Origin of the sequence: Scardovia wiggsiae (genome assembly GCF_051045985.1) — a bacterium.
GTDB classification, from domain to species: Bacteria; Actinomycetota; Actinomycetes; order Actinomycetales; family Bifidobacteriaceae; genus Scardovia; species Scardovia wiggsiae.
Genome location: NZ_CP157350.1, coordinates 928,933 through 949,284 on the forward strand (window position 1 = coordinate 928,933; position 20,352 = coordinate 949,284).

Annotated in this window: 16 protein-coding genes and 1 other RNA gene; 2 read left to right on the forward strand and 15 right to left on the reverse strand. The window is 53.6% G+C overall.

What is annotated here, in order from left to right; translation table 11 throughout:
- Nucleotides 1-143 precede the first annotated feature (143 nt).
- The 13 genes from ssrA to mraZ all read right to left on the reverse strand — a co-directional run bounded on the left by ssrA (nt 144) and on the right by mraZ (nt 15,583).
- Nucleotides 144-542: a transfer-messenger RNA gene (gene ssrA, locus ABKA16_RS03935) on the reverse strand.
- 99 nt (nt 543-641) lie between these two features.
- Nucleotides 642-1,745, reverse strand: a complete 1,104-nt coding sequence (locus ABKA16_RS03940) for a cell division protein FtsQ/DivIB (RefSeq protein ID WP_380998481.1) — start codon at nt 1,743-1,745, stop codon at nt 642-644.
- The gene (locus ABKA16_RS03945) at nt 1,738-3,357 is read right to left on the reverse strand and encodes a UDP-N-acetylmuramate--L-alanine ligase (RefSeq protein WP_434156645.1); all 1,620 of its coding nucleotides are present in this window, start codon (nt 3,355-3,357) and stop codon (nt 1,738-1,740) included. Before ABKA16_RS03945 ends, ABKA16_RS03940 begins: the two co-directional genes overlap by 8 nt.
- A gap of 105 nt (nt 3,358-3,462) precedes the next feature.
- A complete protein-coding gene (locus tag ABKA16_RS03950; protein ID WP_380998475.1) occupies nt 3,463-4,665 on the reverse strand; it encodes a UDP-N-acetylglucosamine--N-acetylmuramyl-(pentapeptide) pyrophosphoryl-undecaprenol N-acetylglucosamine transferase in 1,203 nt (400 codons plus the stop codon).
- 70 nt (nt 4,666-4,735) lie between these two features.
- Nucleotides 4,736-6,085, reverse strand: coding sequence for an FtsW/RodA/SpoVE family cell cycle protein (locus ABKA16_RS03955; protein WP_394905313.1), 1,350 nt, complete (start codon nt 6,083-6,085; stop codon nt 4,736-4,738).
- Nucleotides 6,082-7,563, reverse strand: coding sequence for a UDP-N-acetylmuramoyl-L-alanine--D-glutamate ligase (gene murD, locus ABKA16_RS03960; protein WP_381000106.1), 1,482 nt, complete (start codon nt 7,561-7,563; stop codon nt 6,082-6,084). The genes ABKA16_RS03955 and murD overlap by 4 nt, the downstream gene beginning before the upstream one ends.
- 42 nt (nt 7,564-7,605) lie before the next feature.
- The gene (gene mraY, locus ABKA16_RS03965) at nt 7,606-8,736 is read right to left on the reverse strand and encodes a phospho-N-acetylmuramoyl-pentapeptide-transferase (RefSeq protein ID WP_380998469.1); all 1,131 of its coding nucleotides are present in this window, start codon (nt 8,734-8,736) and stop codon (nt 7,606-7,608) included.
- Complete coding sequence (locus ABKA16_RS03970; protein WP_380998466.1) at nt 8,736-10,322, reverse strand: UDP-N-acetylmuramoyl-tripeptide--D-alanyl-D-alanine ligase; 1,587 nt, start codon at nt 10,320-10,322, stop codon at nt 8,736-8,738. Before ABKA16_RS03970 ends, mraY begins: the two co-directional genes overlap by 1 nt.
- The gene (locus ABKA16_RS03975; RefSeq protein WP_380998464.1) at nt 10,319-11,491 is read right to left on the reverse strand and encodes a hypothetical protein; all 1,173 of its coding nucleotides are present in this window, start codon (nt 11,489-11,491) and stop codon (nt 10,319-10,321) included. The genes ABKA16_RS03970 and ABKA16_RS03975 overlap by 4 nt, the downstream gene beginning before the upstream one ends.
- Nucleotides 11,492-11,584: 93 nt before the next feature.
- Nucleotides 11,585-13,381: a peptidoglycan D,D-transpeptidase FtsI family protein gene (locus ABKA16_RS03980; protein ID WP_381000104.1), complete on the reverse strand. Its 1,797-nt coding sequence runs from the start codon at nt 13,379-13,381 to the stop codon at nt 11,585-11,587.
- 192 nt (nt 13,382-13,573) lie between these two features.
- Nucleotides 13,574-13,996 (reverse strand): hypothetical protein, encoded by a 423-nt coding sequence (locus ABKA16_RS03985; RefSeq protein ID WP_007147099.1) that lies wholly within the window; start codon nt 13,994-13,996, stop codon nt 13,574-13,576.
- Nucleotides 13,997-14,060: 64 nt separating this feature from the next.
- Nucleotides 14,061-15,077 carry a 16S rRNA (cytosine(1402)-N(4))-methyltransferase RsmH gene (gene rsmH, locus ABKA16_RS03990; RefSeq protein ID WP_380998458.1) on the reverse strand — a complete coding sequence of 339 codons (1,017 nt, stop codon included), beginning with the start codon at nt 15,075-15,077 and terminating at the stop codon, nt 14,061-14,063.
- Nucleotides 15,074-15,583 carry a division/cell wall cluster transcriptional repressor MraZ gene (gene mraZ / locus ABKA16_RS03995; RefSeq protein WP_381000102.1) on the reverse strand — a complete coding sequence of 170 codons (510 nt, stop codon included), beginning with the start codon at nt 15,581-15,583 and terminating at the stop codon, nt 15,074-15,076. The genes rsmH and mraZ overlap by 4 nt, the downstream gene beginning before the upstream one ends.
- A gap of 502 nt (nt 15,584-16,085) precedes the next feature.
- Between mraZ and ABKA16_RS04000 the strand changes: the two genes are divergently transcribed.
- Nucleotides 16,086-18,392 carry a HelD family protein gene (locus ABKA16_RS04000; RefSeq protein ID WP_380998456.1) on the forward strand — a complete coding sequence of 769 codons (2,307 nt, stop codon included), beginning with the start codon at nt 16,086-16,088 and terminating at the stop codon, nt 18,390-18,392.
- Here the strand turns inward: ABKA16_RS04000 and nrdR are convergent.
- Together nrdR and ABKA16_RS04010 are read right to left on the reverse strand one after the other, a co-directional pair.
- Nucleotides 18,379-18,852: a transcriptional regulator NrdR gene (gene nrdR, locus ABKA16_RS04005; RefSeq protein ID WP_380998453.1), complete on the reverse strand. Its 474-nt coding sequence runs from the start codon at nt 18,850-18,852 to the stop codon at nt 18,379-18,381. The two genes, ABKA16_RS04000 and nrdR, sit on opposite strands and share 14 nt — an antisense overlap.
- A gap of 89 nt (nt 18,853-18,941) precedes the next feature.
- The gene (locus tag ABKA16_RS04010; protein WP_380998450.1) at nt 18,942-19,340 is read right to left on the reverse strand and encodes a LysM peptidoglycan-binding domain-containing protein; all 399 of its coding nucleotides are present in this window, start codon (nt 19,338-19,340) and stop codon (nt 18,942-18,944) included.
- A gap of 176 nt (nt 19,341-19,516) precedes the next feature.
- Between ABKA16_RS04010 and lexA the strand changes: the two genes are divergently transcribed.
- A complete protein-coding gene (gene lexA / locus ABKA16_RS04015) occupies nt 19,517-20,326 on the forward strand; it encodes a transcriptional repressor LexA (protein WP_380998447.1) in 810 nt (269 codons plus the stop codon).
- Nucleotides 20,327-20,352 lie beyond the last annotated feature (26 nt).

Here is a 20,352-nt window from a genome sequence, read left to right on the forward strand (position 1 = left end):
AACCGGAAATGTTTGGGGTTACCCCATGCCCGGATGCGATAATATCAGAAAGATAAGGGCAAAACGTGGCCACGCCACAGCAATAGGGAAAAAGAAAAAGCCCCGGAACGTTAGTATTTCCAAGGCTTTCACATAGCTTATCAGAGTGGAGCCGCGGGGAATTGAACCCCGGTCCGGTAACCGTACCTGCAGTCTTCTACGTGCGTAGTCTGCTGGCCGTTATGGCTATTTATCTGCCTTTGCGCTGACGCAGACAACGCACAACAGGCATAGGCTCAATCAGATTTCCCTGAAATACCTTGAGCCTCAGTATCCCAGGTAAGCCTTCTTATGACGCCCTGCTTCCTCCCGAAGGCGAAAAGGAGAGGACGGAGCTGGAACTCGCTGTTTAATTCCTAGCGCGAAGCTTAGGCAGCAAGTGCAAACTCAGTGCGATTAGATTTAGCACTTAATTCCTGCAGGAGGACGTTAACGAGCGGACCCCTGCATTCTCGGCACGCTTCCCTGCAACGAACAGGTCACCGTCGAAACCGATCGACCCCATATTAACTTTTTCAGCCACATGCGTATACAACATAATACGTTGTTACTGTATTAAGAGCAACCAGAACAGTTTATGTGATATTCCCGGCTTTGTCGAATCACTGCGCAGACGGCGAGCCGGCGGATCCTGAGTTATCCGGTTTAATTACTGCATGGTCAGGGGCAGAAACATCAATAACACGGTTGGGGCTTTTATCTTCAGCAAGTTTTTCAAGGGTTTTTCGGACAATCGCTTTTTTGAAATCCATCTGTGACGAATTGCCCCAAATAATGGTATACCCGCTTTTCAGTACAGTCGTTACTGAATCCTGCGTCTCTGCTGTTACAGAGGTAATTTGCGACCGCAGGTCTTCAGGCAAAGCAGACAGGACTTTGAGTGCCTGTTTAACAGCGTTCTGTTTCAGCGCTGCAGTAAAGTCTGCAACTGTGATAACCGGTATGCCGTCAACTGAGGCTTTCTCTGCGGACATAGTACGCCCACGCGAATCAACCGCCTGCGTCTGCCCTGAATCCGTTTTCAGGACTGCGGCGGGTTTGGATGCCGATACTCTGACCTCTATGCCATGGGGAAAACGACGGCTGACTTTTGCCCCGGAAACGCCCGGTATTTTTGCCGCCTGATCATTGATAGCCTTTGTATCCAGCAGAAAGAGCGATCTTCCTGACTGCTTTTGGGCGATCTTCCTAATCTCCTGAGGCTGCACCCATTCATTTGTGCCTGTAACTGTAATGGAACCAGGCTGCAACGCCAGTACCGGGGAAAACAGGAGCGCCGCAATAATCCCGGAAACTGCAGCTACAACAGCAATAACAATGGCAATATCCCTGATGATTTTTTTCCTGCTGTTCTTCTCCCTTTCCTTATGCTTTCTCGTAAAATCGATAAGTTTGGGGCGTACAGATGCTTTCTGGCGGCCACTGCCGGCAGCAGCAGCGAGCTCTTCAACTGTATTGCGGGTACGCATCTGGCGGGGGTCTATGAACTGCCCCTGCCCGCTTTTAACGGTATCGCCGGCAGTCTTTTTACCTGCGCCCCTGTGTACCGGGGATTTCCCATCCCCCCGCCGGCCCGTGATATTGCGGGGCATGCGCTGCTGTGAGGATCGGCTTATATTGCTTTGTGCTGTACGTCCGCTGCCCTTCCTGCCGGCAGACGGACTTCCCCCTGTTTCGGGCTCATTTTTTTTAAAGGGTTCAAACATGGCTGCCCTGCTTTCCGTTCTGGGCACGGTGCCCGTTATGGCGCAGCTGCCCAAGTACAGTATTAGCAGCATCAGTAATGGAACCTGCCCCGACAGTAATGATGATATCTCCTGGCCTCGCCCTGTCCGCGGCGAAGCGGCCTGCAGTATCCATATCCGGGATACTGTACGCATCGGTATGTGACCCTGCCCGGCCAATACGTGAAACAACAGTGTCGGGGGAAATCCCCGGCCAGTCCTCCTGTTTCTCACGTGCCGGGAAAATATCCGTAACCACAACATCATCGGCAATGCTCAGGGCATCTGCAAACTGCTGCGCAAAAAAATGGGTACGGGAAAACAGATGGGGCTGGAATATCACATGGATCGCTGACTGCGGGAACCTGCGCCGCGCAGCATGGAGCAGAGCTTCTATTTCCGTCGGATGATGTGCATAATCATCAATAACCGTTACGCCATCTTCAGTACCGCGGATCTCAAACCGGCGTTTTGCGCCGTAAAACTCAAATGCGGCGCTGCATGCCTTCTGCGGATCCATGCCCATAAGTACGGCGCTGATAATAGCAGCAGCAGCATTGCGCGCATTATGGATACCCGGCACGCGCAGCTTAACATCAAACGTCTGTGTATCCCTTCCCCCATCTTTACCCCTGTACATCTCAGGGATCAGGCTGGAGGGGAATGTCAGAGAAAACCGTTCTGCCGCAGCAGAGAGGGCTTTGCTGCCGGTACGGTCATTCCTGCCACCTTCCTTTTCAGGAGTTTCATTTTCGTTGGTGATGAGGACGCGCAGGGCATAGGACCCTTTGAGGTCAATACCCTGCCGTGCCGTATACACAACACAGTGCCGGGATGCCTCTTCACCCATTGATGCCAGGACTGATAAAGCACCTTCATCATCACCGCACAGGACAACGTATTTCTGCGCATGGTGCGCATGCTCGGCGAATGCGGCCATAAAAGCATCTGCTGACCCATAATGGTCAAGATGGTCAGGTTCGACATTCGTGATCACTGCAATATAGGGATGATATTTTTCAAAGCTTCCGTCCGACTCATCAGCCTCAGCTACAAACGCCTCGCCCGTACCGGCATGCCCGCCGTCAATGCTTCCCCGGGGTGTACGGATCGAACCTCCCACAGCAAAACTGGGGTCTTTCAGATCCCCCTCGCCCTGCGCCGCCAGTATCTGTGCAAGCATTGCGCTGGTCGTTGTTTTCCCATGTGCTCCCGCAACAGTAACAGCATACCGGTGTTTCTGCATAAGGAGGGCAAGGATATCGCTCCGATGCAGAAGCAGCGCCCCGCATTCCCGGGCAGCAATGATTTCAGGGTTATCAGGCTTTATTGCGCTTGACCAGACTACTGTATCGGCATCATGTACATTCCCGGCTGACTGTCCGATATAAATACGGGCCCCGAGGGTTTTCAGGCGCTCTGTTTTAGTATTAGCCTCCCTGTCGGATCCTGACACATCCACACCGTTTTCCAGAAGCATCTCAGCAAGGACGCTCATGCCTGCGCCGCCGATACCAACAAAATGGGTTCTGCCGAGGTCTTCCACCGTAAACGCTGTGTAATCCACAGGCTGGCTTGCCGGATCTAAAATCATATATGCCATAGCTCCTCACATCCTGGATGTGCCTGATCTGTCTATTCCCTGCTGTCACCGCCCACACGGCTGATGCCTTTTACCAGTGTACCTGCAACATGGAAATCAGCACCGGGATACTTCCAATATGTGCTGCGCCATCACAGTTGCAGCATTGCGGACGCCGTAGCCCCATGATGCACGCGACATGCCGGCAAGACGGTCCCGGTCAGTGATAAGCCCAGGTATATGGGACTTTATCCATTCAGGATCAAGGTCTGCATCGTTGACGATATATCCGCCGCCGGCATCAGCCACCGGCTGGGCATTAAGCCTCTGCTCGCCGTTACCGACAGGAAGGGGGACATATACAGCAGGGACGCCCAGTGCAGACAGCTCGGCTACAGTCCCCGCCCCGGAGCGGCAGATTACCAGGTCTGCCGCGCAGAATGCAATATCCATCCTCTCCCAGTATTCAGCGGCGTGGTAATCGCCCGAAGACGCAGTGCCGCCGCCGTCACTGCCTGGCCCGGTACTGCTGAAACTAAGCCCTGCCAGATGCTGCCTGCCGGCATGGATGCTTACACTGTGCGCAACCGCAGCAAGCTTTCCTTTCCCGGTAAGATGGATCACCTGGGCACAGGCCAGAAGGCTTTCAGCGCTGTCCGAAACGGCAGTATTCAGGCTCACAGCGCCAAGGGACCCTCCGGTAACAAGGATAACCGGCTTATGCACATCCAGCCCAAGCTGCCGTTTTGCTTCCAGCCTCGTCCCCACCCGGTCCCTCTCAAGGCGTCCGGCAGCACGGGAAACAGATTCGCGCAAAGGAAGCCCTACACGCTGGATTATGGTTCCCCTGCCGCCTCTGAGGCCTGTATTGTCATATACGGTCCCGACGAAATCAGCCCACCGTGAACCCAGCTTATTCGCCATGCCGGCGCGGGCATTCTGTTCATGGATGATAAGCGGGAGCTTCAGGTAATGGGCAGCTGAATATGCAGGGGCGGCAGCGTACCCGCCAACTCCAACAACGATATCCGCACCATGCCGGGTAAGTATTTCCCGGACCCTGCGTTTCTCTGACAGCCATCGCACGGGAAATTTCAAAGCTGCGCTATCCGGCCTGCGGGGGAACGGGACCTTCTGTATAGTTTCCAGCTCAAAACCGGCCTCGGGCACTAGCCTGGATTCCAAACCTGCAGATGTTCCTATAACGCACACCTTCACAGACGGATCAAGCTTTTTCAGTTCTGAAGCCATGCTCAGAAGAGGGTTTACGTGCCCTGCGGTACCGCCGCCGGCGAAAACTACGCTTAAAGGTTTTGTCATATTCCGAGCATACCGCGCGCCCTGTAAACCTTATTCCCTGACGCTCCACCCAAACGGGCTCTGACCTGTTTTATACCCGCTTTGTTTTCTTCCTGCGTTTTTTATCACGGCCAAGCGATGCCCTTATTTCTTCCTGCCTGCGCGACAGGCCTATAACAATACCCATTGCCATCAGAGTAATGATCAGGGCGCTTCCCCCGGCAGAAATAAACGGCAGTGGGAGGCCTATAACCGGAAGTACCGAAGTAACGACCCCGATATTAACGAATGCCTGAAAAATGATCCATCCGGTGACGCATAGGATCACAGTCTGGGAATACGTATCATTGCTCCGGAGTGCAATATTAACCATGCACCATGCAAGTATGAGGAACAGGAGTATCACGAATACTGCACCGATGTAGCCCAGTTCTTCCCCAATGATGGCAAAAATAAAATCATTCTTCGCTTCCGGAAGGTAATTCCATTTTTCGCGTGAAGCCCCGAGCCCCAGGCCGGTCAGCCCTCCTGAGGACAGCGCATACTTTCCGTGGACGATCTGATAGCAGCCATCCTGCGAGGGGCCGCCCGGACATCCGCTGTAAACGGCCAGAAGCCGTTTGCGCCTGTTTTCATTGCCCAGCACAAAGAAATAGGAAACAGCCCCTCCGGCAATAATGAGCCCTCCAAAGAACAGCCCGAGGGGGAAACCGCCAACGTACAGGGCTACCAATGCTATGACGGCAATAATAAGCCCTGTCCCCAGGTCTTTCCCGGCGAAAACAAGGATGAAGGAAATAAGGAATGTCACCAGTGCAGGCCAGTATGCCAAAGCCCTCTGCACCAGAGTAGTCTTACCTTCAGCACGCCTGGAAGCTGAGGCGACAGTCAAAGGCATCCACAGGCATAATGCCAGCTTCATGATTTCTGCCGGCTGGAACTGTGTGCCTGCGATAACAAGCCATCCGGTATTGCCGTTAACTGTTTTTCCCAGAGAGGTAAGGGTGAGGGCCTGCAGTACCCACGATCCCAGGAGTATGAACAGGCTGGTATACCGGATAAGGTTAGATACCGCATCAGAGAAATGGACAAGACCGACCCCTGCCAGAAGGCCTATCACAGCGAACAGCAGCTGGCGCGAAGCATCGCGCCATGAACTGAATCCGGCTGATACCAGGTTGACGCTTGAGCTTGAGAACACCATGATAATGCCCAGTACTGTCAGCGCGCCGGCAACTAAGATCATGCCGTTGTAGCAGAATACCGGGTTAAAAATACTGCGCCATCCGCTGTAATCCGCATTTTTCCTGCCAGGCCTGCCCGCACGCCCCTCAGCGGGACCGCCTTCGATATATGAGCCCTGTGTTACCAATTCGACTGCTTTATCAAGCCCTCTGAGCTGAGGGTCAGACTTGAGTTTTTTACTGTACCGTGCCATCATTCCGCCTCCTGTCCCGTATCCTGTTTTGCCTTTACCCATTCTTTCGCACACACAGCAAACTTGTCCCCGCGGTCAGCATACGACGCGAACTGGTCCATTGACGCGCAGGCCGGCGCAAGCAGCACGGCATCCCCCGGCTGTGCATACCGTCCGGCAGCATCAACAGCCCTTTTCATGACCGTTGTATTGTCGGACGGGTCAATAAGCGTATACGGGATATCGGGGGCGTATTTCTTCAGGGCTTCAAGGATATATGCCTGGTCTTTGCCGATAACGACAACCGATGTCATAACATGGCTCTGGCTGCGGACCAGATCATCAAAATGGGCGCCCTTTGTAAGGCCCCCTGCGATCCAGACCACAGACCTGTCCGGGAAGCTGCTTAGCGATGCTGCCGCAGCATGGGCATTAGTCGCCTTGGAATCATCAATAAAGCGGATCGCAGGCTGCCCCGGTCCAGGTATATATGAAGCAACTTTGACAATGCGATGCCCTCCGGGAGCAAAACCGGCAAGCGCATGGGCGGCGTCCTGCAGATCAGCCCCCATGCCTGCTGCCAGGCAGAAAGCACATAGTGCATCAGCAAGAAGATGGGGATAGACTGTGCCATCGGGTTCACACAGATGCGGGAAATCAGTGAGCGGCGCTATCCTTGCAGGCACCGGCCCTGACGGATGGCGGCGATCCGTTATCCATCCTTCTTCAACACCGATCTGTCCTTCAGCAGGGGGCTTGAGCGTAAAACCGATACGTTCGCAGCCCTCACGCAGGACCGTACTGTGCGCTATATGGGTGACACGCGCATCATCCGCGTTATAGACAAGCGCATCTGTGACATTACTGTATATCCTGGCCTTATCCGCAACATACCTGTCAAAACCGCCGTGCCAGTCAAGATGGTCCTGCGCGAGATTCGTTATCGCAGCCGCGGCCAGCCGGATGCTGTACGTGTAATGGAGCTGGAATGAGCTCAGCTCCACAACAAGCATACGGTTATCTTTATCAACAGCGGCCTGCGATACAGGCGTACCGATATTGCCGACAGCGGGGGCGGAAAAACCATTGGCACGCATGATTTCGGATGTCATCTCCGTAGTTGATGTTTTCCCGTTTGTCCCGGTGATCCCTATCCACTGCGCCCGGGAACCTGTCCCGCTGCTATCTGAACTGATCTGCCATGCAAACTCGACTTCAGAAATAACAGGGATATTATTCCGGGCAGCGCACATCAGGAAATCGCTGTACGGCGAGAACCCAGGAGATGTCACTATGCAGCCTACAGTATCCCACTTGAAGCTGCTGCTGAGGGCATCTGCGAATGTATATGCCGCCGGCTTCCTGTCGTCTACAGTTATGTGAGGTATCCTGCGGCCGGTAAGGATGGAATCAACGCTGGAACCGCCTACACCAAGACCGGCAACCATTATAGCAAGGCCTTTGTTTATGCATTCAGCAACAGTATGCAGTTCCTCAGTCATCATTCCTTCTTAGTTTCCGTATATTATCTGTCCCGCTGCGGCCTATAGAAGGCCCGATTTCAAAACCCAGTCGCCGTAGAAGAGGATGACCCCTATCAATACAAATATCATTTCAGCCATCCAGAACCTTACGACTACTTTAGTTTCTGTCCAGCCTTCCAGCTCAAAATGATGATGTATCGGCGCCATTTTGAATACCCGCTTATGCGTCGCTTTAAAGAAACTGACCTGTATAATGTCTGACAGGGTCTCCACAACGAAAAGCCCGCCAATAATAACCGCCAGGACCTCTGTATGGGTAGCGACGGATAAAGCGGCGAAAAGCCCGCCGAGTGCAAGGGATCCGGTATCGCCCATAAATATTTCTGCGGGATTCGTGTTATACCATAGAAAGCCAAAACATGCGGCAATGGCGCATATCGCAATAATGGCGAGGTCCTGGGGGTCGGCAACTGTATACGCCATCCCGCCCGGGTGGAAAGCAAGGCGCCCGAAACCATTAAGATGCATCCCGCTGTGGTGGTAGCTCTGCCAGAATGCAACCATGGCATACCCGAGGAATGCGATCATTGAACTTCCTGCACACAGGCCATCCAAACCGTCCGTCAGGTTAAAAGCATTGGTCCACGCAGTCATCAGGAAATTTACCCAGATCACAAAAAGCACTATGGCGGCAACAGTACCCAGCTTATTAAAATCAATGATCATATTCTCATTGAATGTGATACCCGGATGTGCGGCAGGGCCTGTTTCAGGCGATGTTGCAACAAGGGAAAGGACTGCATATAACGTGGCAAAAATGGACTGGCCTATAAACTTCGCATGGACGCTCAGCCCTTCATTCTGCTTTTTTGACACCTTGGCAAAGTCATCAATAAACCCGAGGAAGCCCATAGACAGCATTGCAAACAGCACAAGCAAGGCAGGTACAGAGAACCTGGTCCCGAAAGCTGCGAACCTGTATAATGCCGATGCCAGCCAGCCCAGGACTACAGACAGGATGATCACAATGCCGCCCATTGTGGGTGTACCGCGTTTGACCTGATGGCTCTTAGGGCCGTCCTGCCGTATATACTGGCCGTAATGCATCTTTTCAACGACCCGGATAAGGATCGGGGTACCGGCGAAAATAACAATAAGAGAGACGACCAGGCCTATTATAAGGGCGATCATTATTTATTCCTCCCCTGTGCAGTCCACATATCTGCAAGCCCCTGCAGACCTGATGCGTGGGATCCTTTGAGCAGGACAACAGTGTGCGGATGGCTGGCAGCAAGCGATGAGACCAGCTGCGCAGCATCAGCCGCAGACTCGGCCCAGTAGACCGGTGCGGAAACCTGGCCTTCCTTTCCATGGTATCCCTGCGCTGCACCGTCAGCCAGGTAATGGGCTAAAGCGTCAAGAGCCGGATCCCTCTCATTCCCCACAGCAACAATAGCATCAGCGTGTTCTGCCGCGTACCGGCCAATGTCCTTATGCAGCCCTTCTTCACCTGGACCGAGTTCGAGCATCGGCCCTAAAACAGCCACGCGATAAGGCTGGGCAGCGGCATCCGCATCCCTGTTCCATTGCGCAAGGCCGTTAAGCCCCGCTTCCATAGAATCAGGGTTGGCATTGAACGAATCATCGATCAGGGTAAACTGCGTATTCCGGCTGCCGGAGATATCCGGGCTGCCGGCATTTATCTCGCTGATGCTCATGCGATGCGGGCTTCTCAGGACCTGCCCCCCAAGTATCCGGGCAATCTCCTGCACCGGGATACCAACACGGTATGCGACGCAGGAAGCTGCTAAAGCATTATAAATATTATGTTCTCCGGGTATCCCGAGCCGGACGGTGTAAGGCCTGCTGTCGGGCAGGTGAAGGTCAAAAACAGGATAGTCATAATGGCCTACAGAAATATTGTCAGCATAAACAGCGACAGCCTTTTTACCGCCGGACCCGCTGCTGCAGGCATCTGGGAAACTGTGATCCCTGTCTTTGATACCGAACCAGATGATAGTGCCGGATGCTGCAGAGCCGGCCATAAGCCGTATATTATCATCATCTGCATTGAGGATGGCAGTCCCATCTGCTGAAAGCGCCTGGACAAGTTCGCTTTTAGCTTTCCGTATATTGTCTACAGAACCAAACCCGCCAAGATGGGCCACCCCGACTTTAAGCTCAACCGCAATATCGGGAGGAACTATATGCGTCAGATAGGCTATCTCCCCCAACGCTGAAGCCCCCATCTCAGCTATAAGGAACCGTGTATCCCTATCAACTTCAAGAGCTGTGTACGGCAACCCGATCTCATTATTGAACGACCCTTGGGGAGCTACCGTCGGCCCGGCTGAGGAAAGCAGAGAGTATGCAATATCCTTTGTCGTCGTTTTCCCTACCGAACCTGTAATGCCTATAACAGTAAAAGGGGTACCACCCTGTACGGCCAGTTCCCTGCGCCTGGCAATATTGTACCTGGCAAGGCTTCCCAATGCTTTGACAGTATTGCTGACAACGATCTGCGGGATATCTGCATTTTCTACTGCATGCTCGACTACGGCAGCCACTGCCCCGTCCGCACCGATCTGACGGACAAAATCATGGCCGTCACTGCGCTCCCCCCTGATTGCGATAAAAAGCGAACCGGGCCGGACCTTCCTTGAATCCATAACGACTTTGGAAACATTATGCGCATGGCCATTATGCCCTGCTGTATCCGGGTAGATGATCCGCCCGCAGACTTCCCGGGCACACTGCTCAATAGAAGTTACGATCATGAGTTGCCCTCCTGCCGCCTGTTGATCTCCTGAGCCAGCAGCAAAGCACTGCGTACATTATTTTTCCTGACCCCTGCGCTCATCGCCATAGCTGCAGCCAGATACAGCTCATACTCATGCCGGATATCAGCAGTTTCTACAATGCTCTGCACAACCTGGCGCGCAGCATCGGTAGGCGCTACACAATGCGTATCATCATTGATGATCGCTCCGAAATCTTTAACGGAACGCCTGAGCTGGGGTTTCAATGCCCCGATCTCAGGATTGTCCCCGCTCCTGCGGTAACTGGGTATCCACCGCGACCATGTCCGCTTTGAAGCCTGCGGGCTGCCGGCACCGGCCCCCTGTACAGCAGCTGCTCCGGTACCGTCAGAAGACGGTCCGGCGGCAGTACCCACATCAGTATTACCGCCCTGGATGCCCGCTGTCTCCTGCTCAGCCGTCCCGTCATCCTGCACAGCTTCGCCTGATTCCCCTACCCGGTCCGTGTCCGGCAAAGGATCCGCCATCGTACGTGACTGTGTGCGCCCGCATACATCAAGCCCTACCTGGCTTAAGGCACCCCGCTTAAATGTTCTGTCATTGATCGTAAGGACAACCGTATTGACCCCATCCTCCAGCATCTGGGACAGGATCATCTCAGTATCTATGGGGTTCAGCGGATATGTGCATGTAAGCTCGCGTTCCAGTGAGAACGACCTTCTCGAATCAATAACCCCTATAGGGTTGCCAAGCAGATGCAGAAGCTGCGCAAGGCTGTCCGATGCATATGTTGCCTGGGACCCGACAACACCAAAAGTAGCCAGCGTATCTGTAGGCCTGCCGGCAAGCATATAGGCGAGCCTCCCTAAATCGAACTGGTTAAGGTCGCCGAACAGTACCGGTACCGTTGCGGCAGACTGCAGCTCCTTCTGGGAAATAACCTTTGATACGCTGCTGGGGAACAGTATGCAGTATGCGCCCTGTGCCTGCGCGTTACGGATCTCAGCCGGTATATCGCCATCCCCGTGGCCAAGGTAGAGGCCTCCCGGACTGGCAGCTGCGGTATCGTCCGTCAGGGAAGTAATAGTTATATCGCGCCCGTAAGGGAAAGTGCTGGTCACCTTGAACTGGTGCATCAGATCTTCAAGCGTATAATGCCCGGATATGTTACCGGTCAGGAAGCTCATGCCAATCTCCTTATTTTCAGGCTGCCTGCAGTCACAGCGACAGGGCTGATATATGGTTTGCTGCCAGTACCCATTATGTATAACAGCCAATCCCTACCATGTAGTACTTATAGCATTTTCGCGCGGCCTGGACTGCGGGACTTTATACTTCTGCATAAGGAATTCACCAATCTTGTTGATGACGGGACCGGTAGCAATGCCGCCGTGTGAGGACGGGTTCATATACATGACTGTTATAACAAAGCGCGGGCTGTCAGCGGGGATCACGACGGAAGTATCGCCAACTGTTTTTGTCAGGGCACGGCCGCCGCCGGAAACTTCGGCAGTACCTGTTTTACCGGCAAGCCGGTATCCGTCAACTTTAATGACCCTGCCGTATTCTTCAGTCATTACGGATTCCATCATATCCATCATGTCAGAAGCGACTGAAGGGCTTACTACACGGGTGCTGTCCACAGGCCTGGGGGTAGTATCCTTCCCATCCTTGTCCGTCGATTTGTCAATAATGGACTGCCCGACCCTGACCCCCCCGTTGGCAAGCGTTGCTACAATATTTGACAGCTGGAGGGCATTCACAGTATAGCCCTGCCCAAACAGGACGGTCTGGTTTGTACGGATCCCCCACTTATCAGGTGTCGGCAGGCTTCCGCTTGAAATACCGGGATAATTGATGCCTGTACTCTGCCCAATGCCGAATTTCTTGAGGTAATCGTAACGGTTAGCAGTAGAAAGCTTATCTGAGGCCATGATCATACCAACGTTGGAAGATTCATTAAGGATACCTGCCAACGTAAGCTGTTCGACCCCATGGCTCTCCACATCCTTATACTGCTGACCGTCAACTGTGATCACGCCAGGCACGCTGAACCGGTCAGACCCTTTATGCAGCCCAAGCTGAAGGAGCCCGGATGCAGAAATAAGCTTCCCTACAGACCCCGGTTCAAATGTTGCGGTCATCGCCCTTGAACCATGGAGTATTGCCTGCGGGCTGCCGGCTTTATAATTCCCTGTATCTGCAACAGCAAGTATTTTCCCGGTTTTCACATCCTGGACAACAGCAACGCCCCATTCCGCGCCAACTTCGCCGATACGTTCATTAAGCGCTTTCTCGACGAGCCACTGGACATCCCTGTCAATGGTGAGCCTTACCGTACCGCCATTTTTGGCCGGCACGATCACTGTTTCCGTACCGGGTATCCGCTGTCCGTTCCCGCCGTGCTCATAGACCTGCTGCCCATCCTGGCCGGCAAGGGAACTCTGCTCCATGCTCTCGATCCCCGCAACACCGTTATTCTCCGAGTTGACTCCGCCAAGAAGGCTTCCTGCTACAGTGTCGCCGGAATATGTACGTTTCACTGTAAGGGTGGAACCGATAACACCGGACAGATGGAGTTTGTCGATCGCCCTTTTCGTAGCAGGCGCTACATCACGTTTCAGGACTATATATGAGTTGCCGCCTGCAAGCTTTGCACCAAGCTCCATTGTATTCATACCGATCACAGGGGCAAGTATTCTGGCAGCAGCGGAGGGGCCCGACCCCGGGACATCTCTGCCATTGACCGAATGGCAGACGCTTTTATTATTTCCGGTACATTTTATTGGCTGGAAATTGCGGGCGCCTTTCTGATCCGCATAGATCGTATACCGCTGCTCGCTTTGGGCCAGGACAGCGCCATTAGCATCAGTGATGGTGCCGCGCATTGCCGGGACGATATTCTCGACCCTGCGGGCTGCCGCTGCCTCACGTGCAATCGATGCCCCCTGTGCCAGCTGGACAACTGTCAGCTGTACGATCAGGCCAATAATAAGAAGTATAATAAGGATGAACAGCCCGAGGGTGCGCCGGCGGAATACCCTGCTGTAAGAAAGGTCATGGGTGTCAGGGAACAAACGGGAAAGCCATCGTCCGGCACTCCCGGATGCCGGACCGTCATGGTTCCGTGAATGGCTGCTGCCGGACGGATCCCCTTTCCATGACGGATTGCTTCTTGCTGCAGGCACCTTATTCACCACCCTACTATTGTACGCATGCGGAGGATACAGACAGACAGGCGTCTGCCGGCCACCGGCTATATTGTATTTTTACTGGCCGGTACCGCTCATATCAACAGTTACGGAGTTATTGGAAGTAGTCATGCCCAGTTTCTGGGCACGGTCCGGAAGGCTTGACTGCAGCTTGTCCAGCTGGGCCTGCTCCTGTTCCACATCCTGGCTGAGGAGTGTTACTTTCTGCTGGGTCTGTGCCACTTCAAAAGAGTTCTCAACAAGCATTACGCGCATGCCCAGCACACCCAGAAAGCTTATTGCGGCAACCGTTGCTACGGCGATCCACTGCGCCATACGTGCAGTGATATGCCGCTGCAGCCATGATGCTGCTGCCGGCTGTGCCGCACGGATGCGTGCATGCTCCGTGCTGCTGTGCGAGATCACCCGCAGTTGGGGACGGGAAGCCTCAGAACGTGCTGTACGTGCTTCCATACGTACCCTGCGCGCTTGTGCTGCCATGATATTCTCCTTAATTTTCCTTGATTTTCTTCTTGTGCCTTGTACTCTGTGCTGTTATACGCCGTTATGTCTGATTGCTGAGGGAACCTTTGCCCCATCGCTTTTTCCATCGGCTAGGGAGCTCCCGGATAAGTTCTACTGCCCTCAATCTCACAGAAGAAGAGCGGGGATTGCGCTGTATTTCGTCTGCATCAGCCTTGGCTGCTCCATGCGTAAGGTCCTTAAAAAACGGCCGCGCGCTATCCGGGACAACGGGGAGCCTGTCCGGAACATCAGCATGGAGCCCCTGTGCCATAAAACTTTTAACGGCTTTATCCTCAAGCGAGTGGTAAGACTCAACAACGATCCTTCCGCCCCTGTTCAGATGCGTGGCAAGCTGCGGGAGTGTCCGTGCGAGTTTGTCCAGTTCGCCGTTTACTTCAATACGCAGGGCCTGGAAAACCCTCTTAGCAGGATTTCCGGCAGCGCGGTGGGCGCGCGGGACGGAATCGTCTATAAGCCTGCTGAGCTGACCGGTCGTTATGATATCGCCGTTTTTCCCGCGATACTGCACAATTCTCGCTGCAATCAGAGAGCTGTAGCGCTCCTGCCCATAATCCCTGAATATCCGGGTGAGCGCATCCTGCGGGTATTGGGCCAGGATATCTTTCGCAGTAAGCGTCTGCGAAGTATCCATACGCATATCCAGAGGGGCATCATGGGAATAGGAGAATCCGCGTGCATCCTCGTCAATCTGCAGGCTCGACAGCCCAAGATCCATGAATGCTGCATCAATATGGCTGATCCCAAGCTGCGCCAGGGCGCCGGAAACTTCATCAAAAGCCGCATGCACAGGAATGAAGCGGCCGGCAAGGCCGAGGCTTTCCATCCGCTGGGATGCAAGGTCAAGCGCCTGCCTGTCGCGGTCTATGCCGATAAGCTGCGCGCCAGTATTCGCCTGAAGGAAGGCTGATGCGTGGCCTGCGAGGCCGAGCGTGCAGTCAACGATCACCGGTGACCCTGTACCGGGCAGCCCGCCGCATACAAGGCCGACGCATTTATCAAGCAGTACAGGGGTGTGGATCGAAGCTATATCCTTCATGAGAAATTTACCTCCGGAAGGACATCATCGGTTATATCGCTGTATCCGTCTTCCTGCCCCTTGAGATATTCATCCCAATCCTCACGGTTCCAGATTTCCGCACGGGTGCCTACGCCAATGACAACAATATCTTTCTCGATATGCGCATATTCCCGGAGCATTGGGGGCAAGGTCACACGCCCCTGCTTATCCGGTTCCTGGTCAACTGCGCCTGAGAGGAATACCCGCAAATAGTTCCGGGCGGCTTTATTGCTCAGTGAAGTGTGCTGTATCTGTGCCGCAATGCGCCGGAACTCTGCAAATGGAAGAAGATAGATGCACCGTTCCTGCCCGCGGGCCAGGACGCAGCCGCTGCCCAGCTGGCTGCGGAACTTTGCAGGAAGCGCAACACGGCCTTTTACATCAATTTTCGGATTATACGTCCCGAGAAGGAGTGCCGGGAAATCTGATCCCTGCTGCTCCGGCTGATCCTTGCCGGCAGTCCCCTGCGCATTATTTGAGGCCATTTCATTGCTGAAACCCGCACTGCTGCCGCCTGATCCGCGACTTGTACCGTGCGTTCCACGCATATCTGACCTCCAATCACTCCCCACTTTACCCCATTTTTCTCCACTTTCCCCCACATTTTAGAAATTTGTCGTATTTTTTGAGTCTCCGGCATAAACCTTCACGCTTCGATCACATAAATTACGTACAGATACATTCCAGATCAATCTGATTAAATATGCCGTAAACTATGATCATTTGCATAGGAATGTATATCAGGATTCGGAGGGGATGCTGGAATTCTATTGAGCTTACGGCTCCGTATTTTTCTGCTTTTATACCCGCAACGCAGAATATAGAGCCTGCCGAGCAGGGCGTTATGCAAATCCGGGAGCCCTGCATCTGCGCCTTTTCTGTACCTGCACCCGACTTGCAGCAGCATTACTCCGCATACTGTTTGTAGCAGTGTAAGAGTAAACTATCTTATGATTTTTTACGGCTTTTACACAAGGGAAATCGACTGTGACCGAGTATTCGCGACAGATTCAGGAAGAGCAAAAAGTTGTTAACCATGCTTATAAAAGGCTGGATGATCTGCGTGCACAAATACGGGAGCGGTTAGATTCCGTACGCGCCCGAGGAGGGCATGGCTCCCCTACACAGCGGTCTGAACGCGATTCGTTTGCAGTCATGTATGAAGACAGGCTTATGCAGCTGCGTTCCGTAGAAGACCGCCTTGTATTCGGGCGGATAGACGACAATGCCGGCAACAGGCACCATATTGGGCGTATCGGGCTTTCCGACGAAAGCCACGATCCTATCCTCACTGACTGGAGGGCAGAGGCCGCGCGCCCTTTCTACGAAGCAACGCCTGAGCACCACGGGGATACAGCACTGCGCCGCCATATCACGCTCAGCATGCGCACCGTTACGGCACTTGAAAATGAAATACTTGACGCACATTCCGACCAGGTGGCACAGGCCCGTGAGCATGGCACACTTACCGGCGAAGGTGCCCTGCTGGCTTCACTCAGTTCACGCCGCACAGGGAAAATGACAGACATCGTAGCAACGATCCAGGCAGAGCAGGACCGTATTATCCGTTCACGGATAGATCAGGCCGTTGTTGTCCAGGGCGGTCCGGGGACCGGGAAAACTGCGGTTGCCCTGCACCGTGCTGCTTATCTCCTCTATACGCACAGAAGGGTGCTCCGCAATTCCGGAGTACTTATTATAGGCCCAGGACAGGCATTCCTGCACTATATCGACCAGGTGCTGCCTTCATTGGGCGAGACAGGTGTCATAAGCCGGACCATAGACACCCTCATCCCAGGGATCAGCGCCGAAGCTGAAGATACCCCTTATGCCGCAGCCCTTAAAGGCAGCCGCCGCATGGCAGATATGCTCAGGAATGCGATTGCGGCACGTATCCGCATACCGCGGGACCTGCCGGTTATCCCTGTCAATGGTATAAAAGTCCCCCTGCTCGCTACAGATATTGAACAGTCGCAGCGCAACGCCCGCAGCAGCAGGAAACCGCATAACCAGGCACGCGACGTATTCGTCAATTCCATGCTTGGCCTTATGGTTCGCCGCTATGCTGACCAGCTTGATTACGTCCCCGACCAGGACGAACTGGATAACGCACGCATTACCCTGAGGATGAGCAGCAGCGTACGGAAAACCCTGAATACGGCATGGCTCCCCATGTCCGCACAGTGGCTGGTCAGCGATATTTTCTCAAAACCGCACAGGATGAGGCAGTTTGCACCATGGCTGAAAGAGGAGGATATCCAGCTCCTTCTCCGTCCCAAAGGTTCCCCTTTTACACGGTCCGACGTGCCCATACTTGACGAAGCGATGGATATGCTCGGACCGGATCCGCATGAGGCTGCACGCCGCGCAGTACAGGATGCTGACCGCAGGCGCGAAGAAGAATACGCCCGCCAATCCATGCAGCTCGCCGGCGTTGACCCTTCTCTGGTCGATACTAAAAGCCTCATCACTGCAATGACAGGCGGGGATGATGCAACGCTTGCTTCCCGGGCAGGCAATGACAGGGAGTGGGCATACGGCCATATTGTTATAGATGAGGCGCAGGAGCTGACCCCCATGGACTGGCGTATGCTTATACGCCGCTGCCCATCAAGGTCATTTACTATTGTCGGCGACGTAGCACAGACATCTGCAATCGCAGGGACCCGTTCATGGTCCCGTACCCTTGACCCCCTTTTCGGCCCGGACGGCTGGGAGCTTGATGAGCTGACAGTTGATTACCGCAATCCGAAGGAAGTATGCGATCTGTCATCAGGATTCGCGCGCAGTGAAGGGCTCCACGTTTCAACGGTCAGCGCTGCGCGCACTGTACCGGATTCGGTAGTGCGCGTACCCCTGCCATCCGGCTCCCGTAACGGTACGGCACAGGCAGGGTTTTTCGATGCAGTCAGCCGGAATGCAGTTGATATGATATGCCGGTATGTTTCCCGTGACGGCAGCGGCAGGATAGCAGTTATCTGTGATGCCGAAATAAAGGACGCCGTGAATAAATCATTGCGTATCGCTATGCGCATGGACAGCCGGATCAGCGATGCAGAATTCACACGCCTTACATCCCAGCCGTTATGGGATGCCCAGGTAAACGTCTGCACCCCTGCCGAAGTCAAAGGCCTGGAATACGACACAGTTATCCTGGCCAGGCCCGGGCTCATTATGGAGAATGCTGCTTCACGCGCTGTTGCAGCGTCAGACCTGTATGTTGCGATGACGCGTCCGACTCAGAAGCTGGTTATTATTGAATCTGAAGATGACAAGGAGGTTATTGACCTTTAACGCTGCCTTCACCGGGTTTATGCAGGCGTATATCATCTATCTCCGCCTCATAATCAGCCATGGAGTTAAAATGCTTGTAAACGCTTGCAAACCGCAGGTATGCAACGTCATCGAGATCCCTTAAAGGCTGGAGGATAGCTTTCCCTACCTCCTCCGACCGTATTTCAGCCTGCCCCTTTGCGCGGAGGTCTTCTTCGACTTTTTGTCCCAGCCGGTTGAGGTCTTCCTCGCTGATTGCACGTCCGCGGCAGGCCCGGCTTACGCCTGAGATCACCTTCTTACGGTCGAAAGGTTCCGTGACTCCTGAACGTTTGACAACAGACAGCACTATTGATTCCTGGGTCGTAAAACGTTTATGGCAGGCAAGGCACTCCCTGCGGCGTCTGATTGCATAACCGTCTTCGCTGACACGGGTATCCAGGACTTTAGTATTCTCACTCTGGCAAAAAGGACAATGCATACTTTCACCCTAACGCCAGGCATACCTATTTATTATTGTATACAGGCAAACACCGTAGTTTCGCGTATCTTATTAATACCGGATATCTGTTAATGCTTAGGGACGATAATACGCTGCCCCGGTGTGAGGTCTGCAGAGTCCAGATGGTTAAGCTTCATCAGATACGTAACATAATCGTTTACATTATCACCAGGCTTCATACCTATCTGTGCATACTTCCACAGGGTATCGCCGGAACCGACAACATAACTCTGGACTTCCATAGGGGCAGTCGATTCGATCTGCGCCTGCGCCTGTACCGGCCTCATAAACATAAAGCCCGCAGCTGCAACAGCAGCGACAATCATACCGGCAACTGATGCTGAGAATACTGTCAGCCTGGGCACTGCCTTCCGGGCCGCGGAAGGACGTACCATACGCACAGCTGAGGGGGCTTTCCCCGTCACAGATACAGGGGATGTTGCCCGTTTTGCCATAACTCCAGCCATCAGAACTCCTTTTGTGATCCTAATCTATTCATTAATGTTTCGAACATCTGTTCTAATTATCGCACATATGTTCGACTCCGTCAACGCCCTTTTCGAACATCTGTTTGCTTTTACAAAGATTTCACGCTATACTTATGTGTAATGACCAATCTGTATGTTTGATTTAAGGATAATGAATGAGCACCGTGCCCTTCTCAGCAGATAACGCAATAGCGGCGAATGCCGGAGCCGATGAAGCCGACAGGCTTGGTATCACTGTACGCCAGCTGCAGATACTCCGTGCAATAGAACATTACAGCAATGCCGAAGGCTATATCCCATCATTCCGTGAGATCGCAGAACTTGTAGGGCTTAAAAGCACTTCTTCCGTAAAACACCAGCTGGATACACTGGAGAAAAAGGGGTTCATCCGTATGGGCGCCAATAAGGGACGCGCTATCGAACTCATTGCCCGCAATGAAGCGGATTCAATCCCGGAAGCGGAAATTCCCGATATCGAGACCTCCGATCCTGATATAAATCAGCATAAAACCGAAAATGGCACATCTTCCTATGGCCGCGCTGAGATATACCCCTTCCCGTCCCAGCATGCAAGCGAGTCTATTGCGCAATCGCATGATGTCCCGTTAGTCGGACGTATTGCGGCCGGTACACCCATCACAGCTGAGCAGCATATTGATGACGTTATGCGACTGCCCGAGCGGCTTACCGGTGACGGTACCCTGTTTATGCTTGAAGTCCATGGCGATTCCATGGTGGACGCAGCCATCTGCGACGGCGATTTCGTTGTTATCCGCGAACAGCATACTGCAGAGAACGGTGATATCGTTGCCGCCCTTCTTGATGACGAAGCTACTGTCAAAACCTTCAGGAAAGACAAAACAGGGCATATCTGGCTGATGCCCCACAACCCGAGTTACTCACCTATTGACGGTACATACGCCACAATAATGGGGAAGGTCGTTACAGTCCTGCGGAAAATCTGACAGGGCAAAAACAAGCAGTGCGCAGA

Coding starts and splice junctions, on each gene's coding strand:
- ABKA16_RS03940 (WP_380998481.1), bottom strand. CDS start 1,745: ATGTTTGAACCCTTTAAAAAAAATGAGCCCGAAACAGGGGGAAGTCCG.
- ABKA16_RS03945 (WP_434156645.1), bottom strand. CDS start 3,357: ATGATTTTAGATCCGGCAAGCCAGCCTGTGGATTACACAGCGTTTACG.
- ABKA16_RS03950 (WP_380998475.1), bottom strand. CDS start 4,665: ATGACAAAACCTTTAAGCGTAGTTTTCGCCGGCGGCGGTACCGCAGGG.
- ABKA16_RS03955 (WP_394905313.1), bottom strand. CDS start 6,085: ATGATGGCACGGTACAGTAAAAAACTCAAGTCTGACCCTCAGCTCAGA.
- murD (WP_381000106.1), bottom strand. CDS start 7,563: ATGACTGAGGAACTGCATACTGTTGCTGAATGCATAAACAAAGGCCTT.
- mraY (WP_380998469.1), bottom strand. CDS start 8,736: ATGATCGCCCTTATAATAGGCCTGGTCGTCTCTCTTATTGTTATTTTC.
- ABKA16_RS03970 (WP_380998466.1), bottom strand. CDS start 10,322: ATGATCGTAACTTCTATTGAGCAGTGTGCCCGGGAAGTCTGCGGGCGG.
- ABKA16_RS03975 (WP_380998464.1), bottom strand. CDS start 11,491: ATGAGCTTCCTGACCGGTAACATATCCGGGCATTATACGCTTGAAGAT.
- ABKA16_RS03985 (WP_007147099.1), bottom strand. CDS start 13,996: ATGGCAGCACAAGCGCGCAGGGTACGTATGGAAGCACGTACAGCACGT.
- rsmH (WP_380998458.1), bottom strand. CDS start 15,077: ATGAAGGATATAGCTTCGATCCACACCCCTGTACTGCTTGATAAATGC.
- mraZ (WP_381000102.1), bottom strand. CDS start 15,583: ATGGCCTCAAATAATGCGCAGGGGACTGCCGGCAAGGATCAGCCGGAG.
- nrdR (WP_380998453.1), bottom strand. CDS start 18,852: ATGCATTGTCCTTTTTGCCAGAGTGAGAATACTAAAGTCCTGGATACC.
- ABKA16_RS04010 (WP_380998450.1), bottom strand. CDS start 19,340: ATGGCTGGAGTTATGGCAAAACGGGCAACATCCCCTGTATCTGTGACG.
- lexA (WP_380998447.1), top strand. CDS start 19,517: ATGAGCACCGTGCCCTTCTCAGCAGATAACGCAATAGCGGCGAATGCC.